Annotated in this window: 20 protein-coding genes; 12 read left to right on the top strand and 8 right to left on the bottom strand. The window is 39.9% G+C overall.

Annotated elements, in window-relative coordinates; all coding sequences use genetic code 11:
* The first annotated feature begins 34 nt into the window (after window positions 1-34).
* The 4 genes from MB14_RS00530 to hemN are packed head-to-tail and all read left to right on the top strand — an operon-like array spanning window position 35 to window position 4,743.
* Window positions 35-826: a hypothetical protein gene (locus tag MB14_RS00530; protein ID WP_062587585.1), complete on the top strand. Its 792-nt coding sequence runs from the start codon at window positions 35-37 to the stop codon at window positions 824-826.
* Window positions 823-3,234, top strand: coding sequence for a heavy metal translocating P-type ATPase (locus tag MB14_RS00525; protein ID WP_062587583.1), 2,412 nt, complete (start codon window positions 823-825; stop codon window positions 3,232-3,234). The genes MB14_RS00530 and MB14_RS00525 overlap by 4 nt, the downstream gene beginning before the upstream one ends.
* A 2-nt stretch (window positions 3,235-3,236) precedes the next feature.
* Complete coding sequence (gene ccoS / locus MB14_RS00520; protein ID WP_053223764.1) at window positions 3,237-3,407, top strand: cbb3-type cytochrome oxidase assembly protein CcoS; 171 nt, start codon at window positions 3,237-3,239, stop codon at window positions 3,405-3,407.
* The gene (gene hemN, locus MB14_RS00515) at window positions 3,400-4,743 is read left to right on the top strand and encodes an oxygen-independent coproporphyrinogen III oxidase (RefSeq protein WP_062587581.1); all 1,344 of its coding nucleotides are present in this window, start codon (window positions 3,400-3,402) and stop codon (window positions 4,741-4,743) included. Before ccoS ends, hemN begins: the two co-directional genes overlap by 8 nt.
* Window positions 4,744-4,822: 79 nt before the next feature.
* Here the strand turns inward: hemN and MB14_RS00510 are convergent, their stop codons facing one another.
* The 5 genes from MB14_RS00510 to MB14_RS00490 form a co-directional block, all read right to left on the bottom strand.
* Complete coding sequence (locus tag MB14_RS00510) at window positions 4,823-6,001, bottom strand: hypothetical protein (RefSeq protein WP_062587578.1); 1,179 nt, start codon at window positions 5,999-6,001, stop codon at window positions 4,823-4,825.
* Between the two features lie 12 nt (window positions 6,002-6,013).
* Window positions 6,014-7,210, bottom strand: coding sequence for a hypothetical protein (locus tag MB14_RS00505; protein WP_062587576.1), 1,197 nt, complete (start codon window positions 7,208-7,210; stop codon window positions 6,014-6,016).
* 179 nt (window positions 7,211-7,389) lie between these two features.
* Window positions 7,390-8,445, bottom strand: a complete 1,056-nt coding sequence (locus tag MB14_RS00500; RefSeq protein WP_062587573.1) for a hypothetical protein — start codon at window positions 8,443-8,445, stop codon at window positions 7,390-7,392.
* A gap of 173 nt (window positions 8,446-8,618) precedes the next feature.
* Entirely contained in the window at window positions 8,619-9,716 is a 1,098-nt protein-coding gene (locus tag MB14_RS00495; protein WP_062587571.1) for a bZIP transcription factor, read from the bottom strand.
* 137 nt (window positions 9,717-9,853) lie between these two features.
* Window positions 9,854-10,312 carry an Lrp/AsnC family transcriptional regulator gene (locus MB14_RS00490; protein WP_053223766.1) on the bottom strand — a complete coding sequence of 153 codons (459 nt, stop codon included), beginning with the start codon at window positions 10,310-10,312 and terminating at the stop codon, window positions 9,854-9,856.
* Window positions 10,313-10,488: 176 nt separating this feature from the next.
* Here MB14_RS00490 and MB14_RS00485 point away from each other — a divergent pair, with 176 nt between their 5' ends.
* The 7 genes from MB14_RS00485 to MB14_RS00455 all read left to right on the top strand — a co-directional run bounded on the left by MB14_RS00485 (window position 10,489) and on the right by MB14_RS00455 (window position 17,389).
* The gene (locus MB14_RS00485; protein WP_062587569.1) at window positions 10,489-11,715 is read left to right on the top strand and encodes a Glu/Leu/Phe/Val dehydrogenase dimerization domain-containing protein; all 1,227 of its coding nucleotides are present in this window, start codon (window positions 10,489-10,491) and stop codon (window positions 11,713-11,715) included.
* Between the two features lie 48 nt (window positions 11,716-11,763).
* On the top strand, window positions 11,764-12,924 hold the full coding sequence (locus tag MB14_RS00480) for a homogentisate 1,2-dioxygenase (RefSeq protein ID WP_062587567.1): 1,161 nt from the start codon (window positions 11,764-11,766) through the stop codon (window positions 12,922-12,924).
* 7 nt (window positions 12,925-12,931) lie between these two features.
* The gene (gene hppD / locus MB14_RS00475) at window positions 12,932-14,071 is read left to right on the top strand and encodes a 4-hydroxyphenylpyruvate dioxygenase (protein WP_062587565.1); all 1,140 of its coding nucleotides are present in this window, start codon (window positions 12,932-12,934) and stop codon (window positions 14,069-14,071) included.
* A gap of 13 nt (window positions 14,072-14,084) precedes the next feature.
* On the top strand, window positions 14,085-15,356 hold the full coding sequence (gene fahA / locus MB14_RS00470; RefSeq protein ID WP_062587563.1) for a fumarylacetoacetase: 1,272 nt from the start codon (window positions 14,085-14,087) through the stop codon (window positions 15,354-15,356).
* Window positions 15,357-15,419: 63 nt separating this feature from the next.
* Window positions 15,420-15,818 (top strand): DoxX family protein, encoded by a 399-nt coding sequence (locus MB14_RS00465; RefSeq protein WP_062587561.1) that lies wholly within the window; start codon window positions 15,420-15,422, stop codon window positions 15,816-15,818.
* A gap of 64 nt (window positions 15,819-15,882) precedes the next feature.
* Window positions 15,883-16,773 carry a flavin reductase family protein gene (locus MB14_RS00460; RefSeq protein WP_062587559.1) on the top strand — a complete coding sequence of 297 codons (891 nt, stop codon included), beginning with the start codon at window positions 15,883-15,885 and terminating at the stop codon, window positions 16,771-16,773.
* A 31-nt stretch (window positions 16,774-16,804) separates the two neighbouring features.
* Entirely contained in the window at window positions 16,805-17,389 is a 585-nt protein-coding gene (locus MB14_RS00455) for an outer membrane beta-barrel protein (protein ID WP_062299456.1), read from the top strand.
* A gap of 63 nt (window positions 17,390-17,452) precedes the next feature.
* Here the strand turns inward: MB14_RS00455 and bioB are convergent, their stop codons facing one another.
* Window positions 17,453-18,556, bottom strand: a complete 1,104-nt coding sequence (gene bioB, locus MB14_RS00450) for a biotin synthase BioB (protein WP_062587557.1) — start codon at window positions 18,554-18,556, stop codon at window positions 17,453-17,455.
* Window positions 18,557-18,631: 75 nt separating this feature from the next.
* Here bioB and folK point away from each other — a divergent pair, with 75 nt between their 5' ends.
* The gene (gene folK / locus MB14_RS00445) at window positions 18,632-19,123 is read left to right on the top strand and encodes a 2-amino-4-hydroxy-6-hydroxymethyldihydropteridine diphosphokinase (RefSeq protein ID WP_172796090.1); all 492 of its coding nucleotides are present in this window, start codon (window positions 18,632-18,634) and stop codon (window positions 19,121-19,123) included.
* Between the two features lie 34 nt (window positions 19,124-19,157).
* Here the strand turns inward: folK and MB14_RS00440 are convergent, their stop codons facing one another.
* Window positions 19,158-19,883, bottom strand: a complete 726-nt coding sequence (locus tag MB14_RS00440; RefSeq protein ID WP_132644091.1) for a hypothetical protein — start codon at window positions 19,881-19,883, stop codon at window positions 19,158-19,160.
* Between the two features lie 154 nt (window positions 19,884-20,037).
* The gene (gene fabD / locus MB14_RS00435) at window positions 20,038-20,910 is read right to left on the bottom strand and encodes an ACP S-malonyltransferase (RefSeq protein ID WP_062588148.1); all 873 of its coding nucleotides are present in this window, start codon (window positions 20,908-20,910) and stop codon (window positions 20,038-20,040) included.
* Window positions 20,911-20,923: the final 13 nt, after the last annotated feature.

Here is a 20,923-nt window from a genome sequence, read left to right as displayed (position 1 = left end):
ACCTTTGTTTCAGTGGTAATCTGAATTAAAGGTTTTGAAACAGAAGATTTTAATCGGGGCGGGAATTCACAGTGATTTAGAAGCACTTTATCATAGGATAAGCGCTTTTCTGAATCCTCAGAATGAATATTTTTTTACTTTCTTATGTGTAGATGAGGGGGTAGGTAATGAGTTGTTAGAAGCGGTTGCATACGGAAATAAATCTGCGCATTCTTTGAATTTACTGAAGAAGGTAGAATTTGAACTAAAAGTTGAGGGCCTGACAGTTTCGGGCAATGTAAATGTAGAAGCGTTTAAGTCTGAACTTAATGACAGTAGTTTAGCTGGACTTTCTGGTGTAGCCGATTTATTTATCATTGATTCTTCTAGCTATATGAATCAAAGTGATTGGCACGAATTAATTGCCCTGGTGCATAAAGTGAATTGTCCCGTATTGGTGCTGCCAAGAAATGCCACAGTAAATCGTTTAATCATGGTGCACGAACCAGAGCACCATTCTCTACACATTGTAAAAGATTTCCTGAAAATCTTTAAACCAGATTTGACTGAACTTCCCCTTTCGGTATTATTCAACTTTCCTGAAGACGAAGGTCAAACTGAAAACGAAAAGTTTTTTGTCGATTATCTGAAAATGGCTTTTCCTAATATTGGAATGCAGCTGATGGTTGATGAACCGATTAATGAATTTTTTAATGAGCTTAATGCAGACACCGACAGAGCTCTTATTCTGACAGGTGCTAATTTGGGAGAAGAAATATTGGCCTGTCCAAAAACAATTGCTGATTGTACAGCGAAAAGTTCGCCTTTATTCATCTATAAGAAGTGAATTCCGTAAGGACTATAGTGAAAAATGAAACCAAGTGCTATCACTGTGGAGAAGATTGCCTAGAGGGCAAACTGACCTATGATGAACATAACTTTTGTTGTAATGGCTGTAAAACGGTTTATGAAATTCTAAGTAGTAATGATCTGTGTGATTATTACAGTATGGAAAACACTCCAGGCTTTACGGTAAAGGATAAAGCAGAGCATTCCATCTTCGATTATTTAGATAATGAATCAATCAAAAGAGAAGTGCTTGATTTTGAAGGTGAAGGCTTTCAAAGAGTCACTTTGTACATACCAAATGTACATTGCAGTTCATGTATTTGGTTGTTAGAAAATTTGGATCGGCTGAATCCTGCTGTTTTAGATTCTGTCATTAATTTCTCTTCGAAAAAACTTACAGTCAATTATAAGTCAGATGAAATGAGCTTGCGCCAATTGGCCGAAATGCTCGATTCAATTGGCTATGGCCCGCAGATTAATCTCAAAGATGCCGATGATTCTAAAAAGCCACAGAAGGCTTTCGATAAGCAGTTGCTTATTAAAATGGGAATTGCGGGTTTCTGTTTCGGTAATGTAATGCTACTTAGCTTTCCCGATTACTTGGGTATTGCTGGGGTTGAAGAAGAGTATAGCAGTTTTTTTAGGTATTTAAGCTTGGCGCTTTCCTTACCTGTAGTTTTTTACTCGGGGAGTGAATATTTTACATCTGCCTTAAAGAGTGCGAAGCAAAAATTCGCGAATATTGATGTGCCCATAGCGATAGGTCTGTTGGCACTTTTTGTTCGAAGTACCTATGAAGTAATTGCCGATGTAGGCCCAGGCTATTTCGATTCACTCGTAGGTTTGGTGTTTTTCCTTTTGATAGGGAAATGGTTCCAAAGCAAAACTTATGCAGCCCTTTCCTTCGATCGCGATTATCAATCCTATTTTCCTTTGGCGGTTCAAAAAAGGATTAATGACGATTTCGAGCCAGTACCTGTTAAGGAATTGAAAAAGGGCGATGAAGTACTGCTTCGAAATGGTGAAGTGCTTCCTGCCGATGCTATTTTAATTGATGATCACGCTTCAATAGATTACAGCTTTGTAACGGGTGAATCTGTACCTGTGGCGCGTAAAAAAGGAGACTATGTATATGCTGGCGGAAGGCAGGTAGGTAAGCAGGTTCGCTTTGTTATTCAAAAAGAAGTTTCGCAGAGTTACCTTACTCAACTGTGGAATAATGATGCTTTTGGAGAAAAGGAACACCATACTAAGCTTATTGACAAAGTGAGTCGATACTTTACTGTGGTGGTGCTTTTAATCGCACTTTTTTCAGCGGTTTATTGGCAGTTTACAGATCCAAGTCAAACTTGGTTGGTATTTGCTGCGGTACTTATTATTGCCTGCCCTTGTGCATTAGCACTTTCTACCCCTTTTACTGTGGGCAGCGTTATGCGTGTTTTTGGAAGAAATCATTTCTACCTAAAAAATGCAGACGTCATTGAAAAATTGAACGCTACAAATACAATTGTATTCGATAAAACGGGAACGATTACCGAAACGCAAGGAGAGGCTTTGAAATTCTGTGGTCCAGTACTTTCCGAAGCTGAAAAGGCCCTAATTAATACTGCGGTGGCCAGTAGTACTCATCCCTTGAGCAGATGGATAAAGCAGTTTACTGAAGTTAAAGGCTTTGATTATACCATAGAGTCGTTTGACGAGAAAGAAGGCAAAGGTTTTATCGCTATCGTTAGTGGCTTAAGCATAAAAGTGGGTTCTGCAAAGTTTTTAGGTGTAGAAAAAAGTAATATAAATAATGCTACCCAAGTGCATGTAAGCATTGGAGGCGATTATAAGGGCTACTTCAGTTTTGAGGCTACTTATAGAAAAGGCCTAACCAACTTGCTTGATGCTTTGAAGAGTAAGTTCAAGTTTCAGGTGCTCTCTGGCGACAATGATAAAGAAGCCGAACGCCTTGAGTCGATGTTCCCAGAAGGTTCTGTTTTACGTTTCAATCAAAGCCCAGAAGATAAGCTAAAGGCCATTAAAGAAATTCAAACCAAAGGTAATGCTGTAATTATGTTGGGTGATGGTCTTAACGATGCGGGTGCTCTGCAGCAAAGCAAGGTAGGCATAGCTATAACTGAAGATGTATCGCTCTTTTCACCTGCCAGTGATGCCATTTTAAAGGCATCAAACTTAATGGACTTGAATAAATTCATTAAGCTGGCGCACGAAGGCCGAAAAGTGGTAGTGGCCAGTTTCATCTTGTCTTTACTTTATAACTGTGTTGGAATTAGTTTAGCAGTAGCCGGAGAGCTAACCCCTCTTTTTGCTGCCATTCTTATGCCTTTAAGTAGTATTTCGGTAGTGGTTTTCACCACTGTTTCCGTAAATCTGATTTCTAAAAAAATAAAACTCAAATAAATATGTCGGTCATTCTCGTGCTCATATTGGTCAGTTTGGTTGTCGCTATTGCGTTTTTAACCGCCTTTTTCTGGGCAGTTAAATCTGGGCAGTTCGATGACACTTATTCGCCTTCTGTGAGAATGCTGTTTGAAGACCGCGTGAAAAAAGAAAAGGAGGCCAAAAATGATTGATTTAGTGAAGAAATACGATGTGCCAGTTCCAAGATACACCAGTTACCCAACAGTGCCGGCTTGGGATGTAAACGCTTTTCAACTTGAGGAATATAAAGGGCGGTTGAAAGCTTCTTTTCAGCAAACAAAAGAAGAAGGAATAAGCTTATATCTTCACTTACCTTATTGTGAATCCCTCTGTACTTATTGTGGTTGCAATACGCGTATTACGATCAATCATAAGGTAGAATTACCTTATATCGAATCTTTACTCAAAGAGTGGAAGTTATACTTAGACCTTTTTGGTGAAAAACCGCTGGTAAGAGAAATACATTTAGGCGGAGGAACTCCAACGTTTTTCTCTCCTGAAAACTTACGGTACTTAATGGAGTCCATCCTCGATACGGTAGATGTTCACCCCGATTATCAATTCAGTTTTGAAGGTCACCCAAACAATACCACTTACGAACATTTGGTAGCACTTTACGAAGTCGGTTTTACCCGTGTAAGTTATGGTGTGCAGGATGTAGATTTTAAAGTACAAAAAGCCATTAATCGACTACAGCCTTTAGAAAATATTGAAAAGGTAACCAAAGCAGCCAGAGAAATTGGATATACTTCCGTGAATTTTGACCTGATTTACGGCCTTCCTTTTCAAACCATTTATGGCATCAAGCAGACCATGGATGTAGTAAAAACCTTTATGCCCGACCGCATTGCTTTTTACAGTTATGCGCATGTGCCTTGGGCAAAGCCAGGCCAAAGGGCTTATTCTGAAGAAAATATTCCTCAGGGAGAAGAAAAGCACAAACTGAATATGCTTGGTCAGGCCTTGTTGCTAGATATGGGATATCAAGCCATTGGGATGGATCATTTTGCTTTGCCTGAAGATCCTCTTTGCCAAGCCAGAAGTAAAGGAAGGCTGCATCGTAATTTTATGGGTTATACCGAATCTAGAACTAATTTTATGATTGGTTTGGGAGTATCTTCAATATCTGATATTGGCGTGGCATATGCGCAAAATGTGAAGTCTGTAGAAGGCTATAGAGCAAAAGTTGAGGCTGGAGAATTTCCAATGTTCAAAGGTCATTTGATGACCGTCCCTGAAATGGAAGCTAAGAAATTGATTCTCGATATTGCTTGCAGTGCCCGTATTCAAATGCGCAATGTGCTCGAACTTAATTCTGAAAAATATACCGCTTTCAATCAAATGGTAGATGAAGGTTTAATTGAGCGCTTCTGCCTCAACTACCAAGTGACCAAAAAGGGTATGATGTTCCTCAGAAATATCTGTGCGCTTTTTGATGAATATTACGAACCACAAAGTGGGAACAAACTATTCAGTCAAGCGGTGTAATTTTCATTAAATAGGGTGGAGCAAAGCATAGTTCTAATTAGATTTGGTAATAGTATGCTTTGCTAATGACTATACCTATCTAATTATTCTTCATGCTTTTTTTCAGCGCTGTATTTTCTTTCTTTAGCATCTCCATTTCTTCGATAAGCTGTATTTGAGTTTTGTTCATTTCAATCAAATACAAAGTTAACTCCTCTACTTTTTGCAGCAGGGCAGCATCCATTTTGCCCAAATCAAGACCGTTTTCTTCTACTTCTTTGGCAGAAGGTACTTCAGGTAAATGTTGGTTGGCTTTGATGTAAGCTTCCAGCTCGTTTAAAGTTCTTAGTTTAAAGTTGGGCGCGAAAACGAAGTCTGGCCAAGGAGAAGCTTCAACTTTTACTTTTTTGGAACGGATGGTGCCGTTAACTTCTAGTTTTTCGTTGGGAGAGGTGGTGCCGATGCCTAGGTTGCCCTGTTTATCAATTCTCATCTTTTCAGATGTTCCGATAAACCATTCAAATCCACCACCATTAATCGTTCCTGTTTGAAACCACATTGGGTACCTGTCATCATCATTAGCACCAAGTCCAATGGCATAAGGGTTTACATTTGCACCATTGAGTGCAATTCTGGTGCCTACATCATAATTTGTGCTAGGGTCGCCTTGCCCAAGTTTAGAAGATGCAATTATTCCATTGACATCTAGTTTTCCATATGTTGGAGATGTTGTACCAATTCCAATGTCACCATTACTTTTAATCGTGAGTAGGTGATCGCTTGCTGCATTTGTAAAATTATATCCTCTACCTACAGAGTTGTTATGGAAATTCACGCCATTATCGTTAACGCCAATATCGAGCATATAACCACTTGTATTGGTGCCAGTGAGGAGTCTGATATCTTGTGATCCGTTGGTTAGATGTAATTTTGCCGAGGGTGAAGTTGTGCCCATTCCAATGTTACCATTACTTTTAATTGTGAGTAGGTGATCGCTTGCTGCATTTGTAAAATTATATCCTCTACCTACAGAGTTGTTATGGAAATTCACGCCATTATCGTTAACGCCAATATCGAGCATATAACCACTTGTGTTAATGCCTGTCAAAAATCTCATCTGTTGTTGTCCGTTCTGTAGCTCCAGTAAGGCAGTTGGACTTGCGGTACCAATCCCAACATTCCCTCCCGTATAATAAATATTGGGTACACTGGTAGTCCATTGTGCAAAAGCAAAATTGGCGACACAAAGCGCCAGAAATGATAAGATTATTTTTTTCATAATTGAGGTTATTTAATGGTTGTTGGTTTTAGTCCCACTCGTCCTCCCCACAGGGGAGATGTCAGCAGATTCAAGTTTTTCGATTCTTTTTAATACTTTTTGGAGTGTAGTTTTGAGTTCTCGGTTTTCTTTCTCGAGTTGTAGGTTCTTAGCGTCTAACTTCTCTTGTCTAATATCTAATGTCTTCTGACTCTTGTCTTGCTCAATGATGTAAAGCGTCAACTCTTCCACTTTCTGTAACAATGTAGCATCCATTTTACCTAAATCAAGGCCGTTTTCTTCAACTTCTTTTGCGGAAGGTACTTCGGGTAAGTGTTGGTTGGTTTTTATATAAGCTTCCAGCTCGTTTAGGGTTCTTAGTTTATAGTTTGGTTCGAAAACGAAGTCTGGCCAACCCGTAGCTTCAACCTTTACTTTTTTGGAGCGGATTGTGCCGTTAACTTCTAATTTTTCAGTGGGGGAGGTGGTGCCGATGCCTACATTTCCGTTTTCATCGATGCGTACTTTTTCAGACAGATTAGCATTGTTATCAGATTTTGTCCAAAATGTTAAAAAACCACTATTCGTGTAGCCAGCCCTTGGTAAGCCTATTCTGGCTATTTCAACAGTGTTTTGCTTAGCGCTAATTCGACCTACATCTACATACGAATTGTCATTGCGTTCGCTCATCAACGAAATAACGCCAGGGCTGGTGTTCGAATCAAAGATTTCTAACTTTTCACTTGGAGCAGTGGTGCCAATACCAATATTCCCCATAAGCTGAATATTATCGAAACCCTCTCCAATATCGAGTCTACTTAAATTATTATGCCCCTCCATTGCTCTTCTACCATCAAAGTAAATTCTCGAATTGGCATCCATAATATTTAGACCTTGCGCATTGGGAGGTCCACCTTTAACACTCAAAGTGTAGGTTGGCGAAGAAGTGCCAACACCCAAGTATCCACTTACAAGAAGATTGGAGCTTAACCCTCCAAAGCCAACAAATACGTCCTTCGCATTATTATAATTTAAGTAAAGGTGATCTGGGGAAGTTGTATTAGCTTCTTTTCCTTCTAAATGTCTAACAACAAGGCTTGAGTTATTCAACCCACCAATATTAACGGTACCTCCATTGTAGTAAATAGGGCTGCCAGAAACCTGAATACCTTGTGCAAGAGCAAGATTGGCGACACAAAGCGCCAGAAGTGAGAAGATTATCTTTTTCATAATTGAGTTTATTTAGAGTTTAGACTGTCATTATTAATAGCGTTGATGACCGTCACTCAGAGTGTCTTCCTTTTTGGGAAGACCGAAAGAGTCTGTAGGTTCAAAACTGTTGAAGTCCAGAACGGACAGATTTCTTCACCTTCCTGTTGTCAGGTTCGGAATGACGGTTGAGGTTGATATTATTGCTTTTTCAGAGACTCTATTTCCTTTTTCAGTTCTATGAATAGGGTTCTGAGTTCTTGGTTCTCCTTTTCAACTTTTGAAATTTGTGTTTTGAGATTTGAATTTTCATTCTCTAAAATCTTATATCTAACTTCTAGCGTCTGAGATCTTTTATTCTCTTCAATCAAGTAAAGCGTCAATTCCTCTACTTTCTGGAGCAGCGTAGCATCCATTTTGCCCAGATCAAGTCCGTTTTTTTCTACCTCTTTAGCTGAAGGTACTTCAGGTAAGTGTTGGTTGGCTTTGATGTAGGTCTCCAGTTCGTTTAGGGTTCTTAGTTTATAGTTGGGTGCAAAAACGTAATCTGGCCAGTTTGTAGCTTCAACCTTTACTTTTTTGGAGCGGATGGTGCCGTTAACTTCTAATTTTTCAGTGGGGGAGGTTATACCGATGCCTAAATTGCCTTCGTCAAGGATTGTAAATACTTCTGATGAGTTGTCAAAAATGTTCACCAAATCGGCATTTCCTGTCCCGACTACTTTAAATACTGGTGCTGAATTGTTATCACTTAAAACCGATAAATCAGCTCCATTCACATTATGGCCAAAATATCTACTTGAACTTATATAGCTTTGAAACTTACCTGAAGGATTTGAAGTACCAATACCCAAGTTTCCTGAATGAGTTAATCTCATACTTTCATAAAAAGGGCCTGGTCCGTCAGTTCCTCGAGTAAAAAAAGCCAATCCTACATAGTCGGAATCTGAGTTTTCTTGAGTTGCAGCTATAGATGCTCTCCTTCTGCCTTCACTTTGCCAAGTCATTGCGCCAAAATAACCTCCGTTACCAGGCATCGAATTTGGTCTAAAGATGAGGAAATCCTGTCCGGTGGTGGTCATTTGAGTGTCAAATATGCCAGAGCTTCCTAAATGTAGTTTTGCCCATGGGGATGTAATTCCAATTCCCACGTTCCCTCCATTGTAATAAATATTGGAGCCGCTGGTCGTCCATGTTTGGGCAGTAGAACTTAGGGCAAGGCATAATGCAAAAAGAGATAGAATAAATTTTTTCATGGTGATGGGGTTTTGAATTAAAAAAGTCAAGGTACTTTACTTTATAGAAAAATTGGAGAAGAAAGATAGTTATTGAATCATTAAAAAATAAGAAGGTCTTGAATTGTTTATATCAATTCAAGGCCTTCTGTTTGTCGTTAAGAATAAAGTGGTATGTGAGATGTGTGTTAGCGCTATTCTTTGTTCTTTTCTTTTAGTGCTTCAACCTCCTTTTTCAGCGCTAAGAACATCGCTTTCAGTTGTTGGGTTTCTTTTTTGAGATCAGAGTTCTCTTTAATGTAAATCTCAATTTTCTTCTCCTGCTCAATGGTGTAAAGCGTCAACTCCTCCACTTTTTGCAGCAGGGTGGCATCCATCTTACCCAAATCAAGCCCGTTTTCTTCAACTTCTTTTGCGGAAGGTACTTCGGGTAAATGTTGGTTGGCTTTTATATAAGCTTCCAGCTCGTTTAGGGTTCTTAGTTTAAAGTTGGGCGCGAAAACGAAGTCTGGCCAATCCGCACCTGCAGTGGAAACACGTACTTTTTTAGCGAGTACTGTGCCGTCTACCGAGAGTTTTTCTGTAGGTGAGGTAGTGCCTATTCCTACATAGCCATTGTTTTTTATTGCCAGTCTGGTTGTGGAATTACTTATTGTTTGAATGGCGAATGTGTTATCAGCAATGGATGGAATACCCGCTTGAATCCTCCAGTCTTCAGAAACCCCATAAGTGTTCTCTAATATTAGTTGAGCCCCACCAGCACCACTTCTAGATGATTTTAAAATACCATTGGTAAATATACTTCCTTGTACATCAAGTTTTGTTGAAGGCGTGGTTGTACCAATACCTATATTGCCATTTGGTAATATACTCATGACATTAGTGTTGTTAGTTCCAAAGTATAAACCATAATTACCTGATGTACCGATCCCTAAATTCCCAATAGATCTAATCTGAGCGAACCCCTCCCCAGTAACTATGGGTTGTCCGTAATAATTTCGGTTTAGACTTTTGTCATTATAGTATGATATATCAAGATTTCCAGTAGCATTAGGAGAGATAAGCTCAATTCCCGTATTTCCAAAGTAATCTGTACGGCCTCCTTCTATCCTTAAATTGACCCAAGGCGTGATTGAAGCACCTAAAATGCTTAAGTCCCTTACGGGATTGTTTGTTCCGATCCCAACATTGCCTCCAGTATAATAAATATTGGGAGCACTTGTTGTCCATGTTTGGGCAGTAGAACTTAGGGCAAGGCATAATGCAAAAAGAGATAGAATAAATTTTTTCATGATTAGTATTTTTGATAACACAGTTCTTTGTTTTGAAGATATAGGTTTTCAATGAAATACTTGAGATAAATCATTTGAAAGAAAAGAATACGAAATGGAGAAGTGCTTGTCTTATATGGACGAATGTAAATTATGGACTAAAAACTAAATGCCGTAGTATGAATGTTTTTGGAGAGCACAAATGAGCTTTGTACTTGACCTAAATTTGCTGTGGTAGAGAGTTTGGTGAGAATAAAGGTTTCGTATGATTCCATGCTTTTTACCACCACTTTTAAAAGAAAATCGAAGTTGCCAGCAATGTGGTAACATTCCATTACTTCGGGGTAAGCCTTTATTTCATTCACGAATTTTTCTAAGTACATACGGCTGTGTTTCGTAAGCGAAATAGAAATAAATGCGGTGAGCATTAAGTCAAGTTTTTTACCATCGAGTAAGGCCGCATATTTTCGAATAACCCCTTCTCTTTCCAAACGTTTAATTCGCTCGAAGACTGGTGTAGTAGAAAGGTTGAGCTGATCGGCAAGGGCTTTTGTAGTGATACGAGCATCTTCTTGTAGAATCTCTAAGATGCGAATGTCGGTAGCGTCTAATTTCATCAAAGTGGAATTTTCTAAATATACTCGTTTTTAGGTGGTTTTAAAGTGGAATCCTCTATTGAGTGATTAAAATAAATTCGAATTGTCTGAATATTAAAATCATTTTGGGTGAAAGGTATTTTGATAGTTTAAGGTGATCTATATTTGGTAGTATTTGACTTTAGTAAAACAGAGATATGGAAGCGCTATTAGCGAAATTTGAAAATAAGAGACCGGAAATCGTTTTTGAGTGGAAAGACTCTGAAACAGAAGCCGAAGGTTGGGTAGTGATCAATTCATTGCGTGGAGGAGCTGCAGGTGGCGGAACTCGTATGCGTGTGGGTTTGAATAAAAGAGAGGTAGAATCGCTTGCTAAAACTATGGAAGTGAAATTCACCATTTCTGGTCCAGCCATTGGTGGTGCTAAATCAGGCATCAACTTCGACCCACAAGACCCAAGGAAAGAAGGTGTTCTGAAAAGATGGTTTGCTGCGGTAAGCCCACTTTTGAAATTCTATTATGGAACTGGGGGTGATTTAAACGTGGATGAAATTCACGAAGTAATTGCCATGACGGAAGAAGCAGGCATCTGGCATCCACAAGAAGGTGTTTTCAACGGCCACTTTAAACCAACGGAAGCACAAAAAATCAATCGCATAGGTCAGCTTAGAAATGGAGTAATCAAGGTGATTGAAAACCCAGAGTACACGCCTGATTTGAGCAGAAAATACAAAGTAGCCGATATGATTACGGGCTATGGGGTAGCAGAAGCCATTCGTAGTTACTACCAAATTTGGGGTGGTGACTACAAAGAGAAGAGAGCTGTAATTCAAGGCTGGGGAAATGTTGGTGCTGCTGCGGGGTATTACTTGGCTCAAATGGGAGTGAAAGTGGTCGGTATTATTGATCGTGAAGGTGGAGTAATGAAACAAGAAGGTTTTTCTTTAGAAGAGGTCAAAGCCTTTTTCTTAAACAGAAAGGGCAACCAGCTTGTTGCAAAAGAGATGATTCCGTTCGATCAAATCAATGAAGAAATTTGGGGCTTAGATTTCGAGGTGTTTGTTCCTGCTGCTGCTTCTCGATTAATTACCAAGCCACAGGTAGATCGAATGATCGAATCAAAGCTTGAAGTAATTTCTTGCGGTGCAAATGTACCGTTCAACGACCCTGAAATTTTCTTTGGCCCTACTGGCTTGTTTGCAGACGAGAATCTATCGGTACTACCAGATTTTATTGCCAACTGTGGAATGGCGCGTGTTTTTGCGTATCTTATGCAGGGCGGAGTTGCCTTAACAGATGAGGCAATTTTTGAGGATACTTCCAATATTATTCGAAATGCATTGCAGAAAGTACATGATCTTTCTCCAGCAAAAACTGGCATCTCGAAAAGAGCCTTGGAGAATTCTCTTAAGCAATTAGTTTAATGTGATTAAGCCTCGATGCGTTGAGGCATTAAATAAAAACAAAGCGATATGCCGTTTTATCATCAATTGGGAAAAATCCCGCATAAACGCCACACTACTTTCAAAAAGGAAGATGGTGGTTATTATTACGAGCAGCTTTTCGGAACCGTAGGCTTTGACGGAATGTCGTCATTGCTCTATCATGTCCATAGGCCAACACAGGTCAAAGAGGTACTTCGTTCTTACGATGTTTCGCCTAAAATTGCGGTGGAGAAGAATATGCTTTCACTTGGTTTGAAGGGCTTTTCGGTAGAACCAAAAGCTGATTATTTGGAAAGCCGCACGCCAGTTTTGGTAAACAGCGATTGCGAGATTATTCTGGCTTCGCCTACAAAATCGCAGAAGGACTATTTCTATAAAAACTCTGATTGCGATGAATTGATTTTCATCCATCAGGGAACAGGAAGGTTACGCACATTGCTGGGAACTTTGGAATTCAGTTATGGCGATTACCTGATGGTGCCGCGCGGAATGATCTATCAAATTGAGTTTGATAACGAGAAAAACCGTCTGTTCATTGTAGAATCGCATCGGCCAATTTATACACCAAAGCGCTACCGTAACTGGTTTGGCCAACTTTTAGAACATTCGCCTTATTGCGAAAGGGACATTAGAAGACCGCAAAATTTAGAGACCCACGATGAAAAAGGCGACTTTATCATTAAGGTGAAAAAGCAAGGCATGATTCACGAGTATGTGTACGCCACGCACCCTTTTGATGTAGTAGGCTGGGATGGCTATAATTTCCCATATGCTTTTTCAATTCACGATTTCGAGCCAATTACTGGTCGCGTACATCAGCCACCGCCAGTACACCAGACTTTCGAAACCGATGCTTTTGTGGTGTGCTCGTTTGTGCCAAGGCTTTACGATTACCATCCAGAATCGGTACCAGCGCCTTATAACCATAGCAATATCGACTCAGACGAAGTGCTTTATTACGTTGATGGTGACTTTATGAGCCGTAATAATATTGAGAAAGGACAGATTACATTGCACCCTGCGGGAATTCCTCATGGGCCGCATCCTGGGGCGATGGAGCGCAGCTTGGGAAAAACAGAAACTCAAGAATTGGCGGTAATGGTCGATACTTTTAAACCTTTAAAAGTAACCGAAGCCGCAATGAAATTATTAGTTAAAGATTATCATAAATCCTGGTTAGAAGAATAACAAAATCATGGCAACAGAGAACGCAAATTATCCTGGCGAAAAAATATTTAAAGAAGCAAAAGACTTCCTTCCGATCAACGGAACCGATTATGTTGAACTTTACGTAGGCAACGCAAAACAGTCGGCCCACTATTATAAAACAGCATTTGGGTTTCAGTCGGTGGCTTATTCTGGTTTGGAAACTGGTAATAAAGACACGGTTTCATATGTCCTTCAGCAAGATAAAATTAGGTTGGTGCTTACTTCGCCTTTAAAGAAAGACGGCCCAATTAACGAGCACATCAACAAACATGGCGATGGTGTAAAAGTAATTGCCCTTTGGGTGGAAGATGCTACTAAAGCTTGGGAAGAAACAACCTCTCGAGGTGCTGAATCTTTTATGAAGCCTGAAAAAACAGAAGATGAGCACGGTTATGTAGTTCGTTCTGGAATTCATACTTACGGTGAAACCATTCATATTTTTGTAGAAAGAAGTAACTATAACGGAGTGTTTTTGCCGGGCTTTAAGGCATGGAAAACCGATTATAACCCAGCACCAACTGGCCTTAAATACATCGACCACATGGTGGGCAATGTAGGTTGGGGCGAAATGAACAAATGGTGTGAGTTCTACGCCAAAGTAATGGGCTTTGCACAATTGGTTTCTTTCGATGACAAAGATATTTCTACCGAATACACCGCCTTAATGAGTAAGGTGATGAGCAATGGTACGGGTAGAATCAAATTCCCAATTAACGAGCCAGCCGAAGGAAGGAAAAAATCTCAGATCGAAGAATACATCGACTTTTATAATGGAGCAGGAGTACAGCACATCGCTGTGGCGACAAACAACATTATCGAAACAGTTCGCGATTTGAGAAGCCGTGGTGTTGAGTTCCTCTATGTGCCTGAAGTATATTACGATAATATTTTAGAGCGTGTGGGAGAAATTGACGAGGATTTAGAGCCACTAAAGGAAATGAACATCCTGATTGACAAGGATGATGAAGGTTATCTGCTTCAGATTTTCACAAAACCTGTGTTGGACAGACCAACTATGTTCTTCGAGATTATCCAGAGAAAAGGAGCACAGTCTTTCGGTAAAGGTAATTTTAAAGCCTTATTCGAATCTATTGAGCACGAGCAAGCATTAAGAGGAACGCTATAATTTTTGAGAAAATATGATTAAAGCTAATAATCCGTCACTTCAATCTTGGGTAGAAGTGGCCAAAGATTCAGACTTTCCCATACAAAATTTACCATTCGGTATTTTCAAAACAGAATACTTACAGCCAGGCGCTGGGGTAGCCATTGGCGATTACGTTTTGGATTTAACCTATTTACACGAAAACGGCTATTTCGATGGGCTTGGCCTTCCTGCTGGCGTTTTCAATCAAACTTTTTTAAACGCTTTTATTGCTTTAGGAAAGAAGAAAACGAGCGAGGTGCGCAACCGAATTTCTGAGCTTTTGGAGCAAAGCAATGAAGAACTTCGAGATAACGTTGCCGCTCGCGAATTGGCATTAATTCCAAAAGAAGAAGTAGAAATGCTGATGCCTGTAAGGGTGCCGAATTACACCGATTTTTATTCTTCTGAAGACCATGCCCGCAATGTGGGTACTATGTTCAGAGGAGCAGATAATGCCTTGATGCCCAATTGGAAGCACTTGCCAGTGGCTTATCATGGTAGGGCTTCAAGTATCGTGGTTTCAGGTACCGAATTCCATAGACCTAAAGGGCAAACCAAAGCCGATGATGCTGAAATGCCATCTTTTGGTCCTTGTCGTTTGCTCGATTTCGAATTGGAAATGGCCTTTATTACTTGTAAAGAAAATGCACTTGGCGATCCAGTTTCAACCAAAGCTGCGCCAGACCATATTTTTGGTTTCGTGTTGTTGAATGATTGGTCGGCAAGAGATATACAGAAATGGGAATACGTGCCATTAGGGCCTTTCTTGGCTAAGAATTTTGCATCGCACGTTTCACCATGGATCGTTACGATGGATGCACTAGAACCATTCAGAGTAGCTGGTCCAAAACAGGATCCTGAAGTTTTGCCATATCTTAAAACCGAAGGTAATTTACATTACGATGTGAAATTGCAAGTAGCCTTAAAGCCAGAAGGTGCAGAAGAAACTGTGGTGAGTAACTCCAATTATAAATACATGTATTGGAATGTGAGTCAGCAAGTAGCGCACCATACCGGTAATGGCTGTAACCTTCAAGTAGGAGATATGTACGGTTCGGGTACTATTTCTGGCCCAAAACCAGAAGAGTTCGGATCAATGCTTGAGATTACTTGGCGAGGTGAAAAACCAGTTACCCTGAAGGATGGAACACAACGCAAATTCATCAATGATGGCGATACGGTAATCATGCGCGGTCATGCTGAAAAGGATGGAGTTCGTGTTGGTTTTGGCGAAGTGAGTGCCTTGGTGTTGCCAGCTAAATAGAACCATCAGCCGCCATAAGCGTAAGGAAGTCGAATTCGGTTATTTTTAACGAAATTAGACAACATGAGAAATAAGAAATCAAAGAAGATTGTATCGTGGATCCTTAGGCTTTTGGCGGCTTTAATTATGCTTCAGACCTTATTTTTTAAATTTTCTGGGGCGGAAGAATCCATTTATATTTTCAAACAAGTAGGCATGGAACCTTGGGGTAGATACCTCACAGGAGTTGTGGAATTAATCGCAGGTGTCTTTTTACTGACAAACCGCTACGAGTTAGGAGCGCTTTTAGGATTAGGCACTATTTCAGGCGCTATCTTTTTTCATTTAACCAAGCTAGGTGTCGAAGTGCAAGGAGATGGTGGTTACTTATTTATACTAGCTATTGTTGTTTTTGTAAGTTGCACTGCTATACTTTTGGTTAATTTTTCAGAAATCAAGGCCAAGTATTTACCAAACAAATAGAGGCGACATCTGTTAGTAAGTTGTCCTTCTAAAGAACGAATCAAACTTTTAGAATTCAATACGAATGAGAATCGACCCTAAAGAAATTCCAACAGGAAAACTACATGGTTTGATGTTGGGCACCATTGGTCCGCGACCTATTGCTTTTGCGAGCACGGTGGATCAAGCTGGAAATGTGAATTTAAGTCCCTTCAGTTTTTTTAATGTGTTCAGTGCTAATCCGCCAATTTTGGTTTTTTCTCCGGCAAGAAGGGTACGAGACAATACTACAAAGCATACGCTTGAAAATGCGCTTGAAACAAAGGAAGTAGTGATCAATATTGTGAGCTATGATATTGTAGAGCAAATGTCGTTGGCGAGCACGGAGTATGCACAAGGGGTGAATGAATTTATTAAATCGGGACTTACTGCTTTAGATTCTGAAATGGTAAAACCGCCTAGAGTAGCCGAGTCGATTGCTGCCTATGAGTGTAAAGTAAACGAAGTGATTTCATTAGGTGAAGAGGGCGGAGCTGGCAACCTCATCATTTGCGAGGTAGTTTTAATGCATTTGAAAGAAGAAATTTTGAACGAAAATGGAATGCCCGACCCTGTGAAAACTGATTTGGTAGGTAGAATGGGGGGAGACTGGTATTGCCGCGCCAATGGAGAAGCTCTTTTCGAATTGCCAAAACCAAATAAAAATTTAGGGATTGGATACGATCAAATTCCTGCGGTAATCCGAAATAGTGTAGTACTTTCGGGTAATAATTTGGGACGTTTAGGGAATATTGAAAAACTTCCTGACGCTGATGCCGTTTCGGCTTTTGGTACTCGATCTGAAATAGAAGAAATGAAATTACGTTTCAAGAATGACCCAGAGTCTATGGAGTATCATTTGCACACCATGGCACAAGACTTTTTGAGGAAAAACGAATTGGAAAATGCATGGCTGACACTTTTACAAACCAATTGAATCTATAATCTAAAACTATAAATAACTGAAAATGAAAAAGTTCTTAATAATGGGGTTAATGCTGACTATGGTATACAGCGTTTCCGCACAGGTAAATTTTGGCCCTAGAGTGGCACTTACCTCTACAAAAATATCGCTTAAAGATAACGCTACTGCCATTAAAGAAGGTGATGGTGAATTTGGCTACCAATTCGGAGCTTTTTTAAGAGTAAAGGTGCCTGTGGTGGGTATTTATGTTCAGCCAGAATTACTCTTCAGCAATTCAAGCGCAACTTTGAATAATGGTACTGATGATGTTGATTTTTCATTCAATAGAATTGATGTACCCGTAATGGTAGGAGGTAAAATTGGCCCCCTTAGAATCAATGCTGGCCCTGCTTTTAGATTTTTAACCAGTGCCGAATCTGATTTAGCTGGTGTAACCACCGATGTGAAAAACAATTACAAAGATTCTACAGTAGGCTACCAAGCAGGTTTAGGTATTGATTTATTGAAATTCGTATTTGACCTTAAATATGAGGGCAGCTTAGATAGCTTTGCAGAAGAAGGTCAAGGCTTCAATGTTGACCAGCGTATGAACCAGTGGGTATTCGCTGTTGGATTCAAGTTGTTCTAAGCGAGTATTGGTTTGAAATAAACCCTAACTTGACTTACGGAATAAAAGTGAAAAGGAAGGAGGCTATAGAGCTTCCTTCCTTTTTTTGTTGGCTTTTTTAGTCGCCTCAACGTTTTTTTCAATTCTGTGTCCTGGGCGCGACCATTTAGCCTTTTCAGCTTCCGATGGCGTCATTTCATCAGGGTTTACAGGGGTTGGTTTAGCCCCTTTGGCATAAGGCTTCATTGGAGTTAATCCTAAAATATTAAACAGTTCCATGTCCTCATTTACATCAGGGTTAGGAGTAGTTAACAATTTGTCACCAGCGAAAATAGAACCAGCTCCAGCCAAGAAGCAGAAAGCCTGACCTTCTTTACTCATTTCCGTTCTTCCAGCAGAAAGACGAACTGTAGTTGATGGCAATACAATTCGGGTAGTAGCTACCATTCTAATCATATCCCAAATAGGAATTACTTCCTGTTCTTCTAATGGCGTTCCTTCTACTGCAACCAATGCATTAATTGGAACTGACTCTGGCTGTGGGCTCAAAGAAGCCAAAGCGATCAACATTCCTGCTCTATCTTCAATAGATTCGCCCATTCCGATAATTCCGCCAGAGCAAACGGTAACATTGGTTTTACGCACATTTTTTAATGTTTGCAAACGGTCGTCAAAGCCTCTAGACGAAATAATTTCTTTATAATATTCTTCTGAAGAATCCAGGTTGTGGTTGTAAGCATATAGACCAGCTTCGGCCAAGCGTTGTGCTTGGTTTTCGGTAAGCATTCCTAAGGTGCAACACACCTCCATGTCTAATGTATTGATGGTGCGTACCATATCGAGCACTTGCTCAAACTCTGGCCCGTCTTCCACATTTCTCCAAGCTGCACCCATACATACCCTTGACGATCCCGTGGCTTTAGCTCTCAAAGCTTGAGCTTTTACTTGACTTACGGTCATCAAATCATTGGTTTCAATGTCTGTGTGGTAACGCGCTGCCTGTGGGCAATAAGCGCAATCCTCTGGGCAACCACCTGTTTTGATAGAAAGTAAAGTACTGATCTGTACTTCCCTTGGGTTATGGTATTTTCTATGAACTGTTGCGGCCTCATATACCAATTCAAGCAAAGGCTTGTTGTATATTTCAATAATCTCCTCTTTCGTCCAGTCGTTTCTGATTTCGCTCATTCTGCAAATTTATGAGCTGGCAAATTAAGGAGGTTCACTATCAACTCCAATAAGCAAATAGTATATTTGCCAGCTATGGGCGACATCTACTTATTGTTGGGTACCAATTTGGGCGATAGAGAAAATAACTTACAAATAGCGAAAGAGCAACTGACTGTTCATCAATTAACGATTAAGAAGGAATCGTCTATTTATGAGACGGCTGCTTGGGGCATTGAAGATCAACCTAGTTTTTTAAATCAAGTGGTGATCATAGACAGTGATAAAAACCCTGAGCGAATCTTAATCATTATCAATATTATTGAAGGTTTAATGGGGCGGGTGCGGAATGAAAAGTGGGCACAGCGCTTAATTGATATTGATATACTTTATTTTAGGGATATGGTGTTGGATAAACCAAGGTTGAAAATTCCTCATCCTGAAATTCAGAATAGAAGATTTACTTTAGCCCCATTGGTTGAATTGGCAGCTGATTTTAGGCATCCGGTTAATGGAAAAACACAATTGGAAATGTTGAGGGAGTGCCCAGATAGTTTAAGGGCCGAAGTTTTTCAGGCTGAGGTTTAATACACAAACCTGATTTGCAAAATAGGTAACGTCTTTAAAAGAACTCCTTAAACACTTTAATCATATCGGCCTCATCGCCCCATTTGAGTTTGTTCTTTTTGACGAAGTCTTGAATTTGATCGTATTGACTGTCGGAGGCCATCGTTTTAAAACCTTTCTTGTTTAAGGAAACATCTTCGTATAGATCTGTGCCCATTCTAAAGAAGTAGTTAACATCTACCCTGTATTTATCCTCTGTAGCTGAGGTGTATCTTAGTTGACTGTCTGCAGGGACGATACGCTTTGTTTCTTGCTTAAGTATTGAAAAGTTCTCACTTTCAAATAGTATCTCAAAAAATAGGAGCTCGTTTTTTAACTCTTTAAAATCACTCGTATACTTCTGAACAAAGGTTTTGTTTTCTGTGCCATAGAGTATAAAACCAGAAATTTTATCACTGTCAACTCTAAAAGGATTGTATTCGGCACTGATTTTAAATACGAGGGCATTAATGCTGGCATCAATATTTAACAGCATTGAATCAGCTCGCTGATCTGTTTTAAAATTAATTGCACCTAGTTGCCAATCTGGGTAGACTAGTGGACTTCTTTCAAAGTCTAAATCATAGAGTGTCATTCCAATTAGTTTCTGACCTTTTAGTGCGGCATTTTGTTGTGAAATCAGCGTGTTTTGAATCTGTACTGCCTTAACTTCTGATGTGTATTGCGCATAAGCGCCAAAGGATAAACATATAATTGAGAGTGTTAGTAAATACTTTGACATGGCCGTAATATTTAGATACTGTGATTTCTTATCTAATCTAAACAAAAGCATTGGCTTTGGAAAGTATTTGGCGCACAGGTGTTTAAACGATAAAAGCCTTCATCAGTATAATGAAGGCTTTTAAATGGCTCTAAAGCTTTTTTGATGTGTTTTACTATATGCTTGACACTTCAGCTTCTCTGTGAATTTTTTTCACCAAACCTTGAAGCACTTTTCCTGGACCAGACTCTGTAAAGTGAGTAGCTCCATCGGCTACCATAGCTTGCACAGATTGGGTCCAACGTACTGGAGCAGTCAATTGAATTTTTAGATTCTCTTTGATTTCGCTGAGGTCAGAAGAAGCTTTTGCAGTTACATTTTGATAGATAGGGCATTTAGCTGGGTTAAACTGCGTTGCATCTATCGCTTTCTCTAACTCTTCACGGGCGGGCTCCATTAATGGCGAGTGGAATGCTCCTCCAACTGGAAGTGGGAGTGCTCTTTTTGCACCCGCTTCAAGGGCAGCAATACATGCAAGTTCAATTCCTTTATGTGAACCTGAAATCACCAATTGACCAGGGCAGTTGTAATTGGCGGCTACCACTATTTCGTCTATTGACGCACATATTTCTTCTACTTTTTCGTCTTCTAAACCAAGAATAGCGGCCATAGTGGAAGGATTGATTTCGCAAGCCTTTTGCATTGCTAAGGCCCTTTGCGAAACAAGCTTTAGTCCATCTTCGAACGATAAGACGCCATTGGCAACTAAGGCAGAAAATTCACCTAAAGAGTGTCCTGCTACCATATCTGGCTTAAAATCTTCCGAAATAAGCGCCAATACAACAGAATGTAAAAAAACAGCTGGTTGCGTTACTTTGGTCTCTTTCAGCTCTTCAGCCGTACCGTCAAACATAATGTCGGTGATTCTAAAACCAAGTATTTCGTTAGCAGATTCCAACAGCGCTTTGGCTTTTTCTGAAGAGGTATAAAGGTCTTTGGCCATTCCAGGGAATTGGGCTCCTTGACCAGGAAAAACATATGCATTCATGAATGATCTGATT

Origin of the sequence: Roseivirga ehrenbergii (genome assembly GCF_001593005.1) — a bacterium.
In the GTDB taxonomy this organism is placed as follows: Bacteria; Bacteroidota; Bacteroidia; order Cytophagales; family Cyclobacteriaceae; genus Roseivirga; species Roseivirga ehrenbergii.
This window is presented reverse-complemented; position numbering and strand designations above follow the sequence as displayed.

What these genes read in the sequence shown, in the direction of transcription:
- MB14_RS00495 (WP_062587571.1), bottom strand. Translation starts at nt 9,716, where the DNA reads ATGAAAAAATTTATTCTATCTCTTTTTGCATTATGCCTTGCCCTAAGT.
- MB14_RS00440 (WP_132644091.1), bottom strand. Translation starts at nt 19,883, where the DNA reads ATGTCAAAGTATTTACTAACACTCTCAATTATATGTTTATCCTTTGGC.
- MB14_RS00455 (WP_062299456.1), top strand. Translation starts at nt 16,805, where the DNA reads ATGAAAAAGTTCTTAATAATGGGGTTAATGCTGACTATGGTATACAGC.
- fabD (WP_062588148.1), bottom strand. Translation starts at nt 20,910, where the DNA reads ATGAATGCATATGTTTTTCCTGGTCAAGGAGCCCAATTCCCTGGAATG.
- folK (WP_172796090.1), top strand. Translation starts at nt 18,632, where the DNA reads ATGGGCGACATCTACTTATTGTTGGGTACCAATTTGGGCGATAGAGAA.
- hemN (WP_062587581.1), top strand. Translation starts at nt 3,400, where the DNA reads ATGATTGATTTAGTGAAGAAATACGATGTGCCAGTTCCAAGATACACC.
- hppD (WP_062587565.1), top strand. Translation starts at nt 12,932, where the DNA reads ATGGCAACAGAGAACGCAAATTATCCTGGCGAAAAAATATTTAAAGAA.
- MB14_RS00500 (WP_062587573.1), bottom strand. Translation starts at nt 8,445, where the DNA reads ATGAAAAAATTTATTCTATCTCTTTTTGCATTATGCCTTGCCCTAAGT.
- MB14_RS00485 (WP_062587569.1), top strand. Translation starts at nt 10,489, where the DNA reads ATGGAAGCGCTATTAGCGAAATTTGAAAATAAGAGACCGGAAATCGTT.
- MB14_RS00465 (WP_062587561.1), top strand. Translation starts at nt 15,420, where the DNA reads ATGAGAAATAAGAAATCAAAGAAGATTGTATCGTGGATCCTTAGGCTT.
- ccoS (WP_053223764.1), top strand. Translation starts at nt 3,237, where the DNA reads ATGTCGGTCATTCTCGTGCTCATATTGGTCAGTTTGGTTGTCGCTATT.
- MB14_RS00480 (WP_062587567.1), top strand. Translation starts at nt 11,764, where the DNA reads ATGCCGTTTTATCATCAATTGGGAAAAATCCCGCATAAACGCCACACT.
- MB14_RS00510 (WP_062587578.1), bottom strand. Translation starts at nt 6,001, where the DNA reads ATGAAAAAAATAATCTTATCATTTCTGGCGCTTTGTGTCGCCAATTTT.
- MB14_RS00505 (WP_062587576.1), bottom strand. Translation starts at nt 7,210, where the DNA reads ATGAAAAAGATAATCTTCTCACTTCTGGCGCTTTGTGTCGCCAATCTT.
- MB14_RS00490 (WP_053223766.1), bottom strand. Translation starts at nt 10,312, where the DNA reads ATGAAATTAGACGCTACCGACATTCGCATCTTAGAGATTCTACAAGAA.
- fahA (WP_062587563.1), top strand. Translation starts at nt 14,085, where the DNA reads ATGATTAAAGCTAATAATCCGTCACTTCAATCTTGGGTAGAAGTGGCC.
- bioB (WP_062587557.1), bottom strand. Translation starts at nt 18,556, where the DNA reads ATGAGCGAAATCAGAAACGACTGGACGAAAGAGGAGATTATTGAAATA.
- MB14_RS00460 (WP_062587559.1), top strand. Translation starts at nt 15,883, where the DNA reads ATGAGAATCGACCCTAAAGAAATTCCAACAGGAAAACTACATGGTTTG.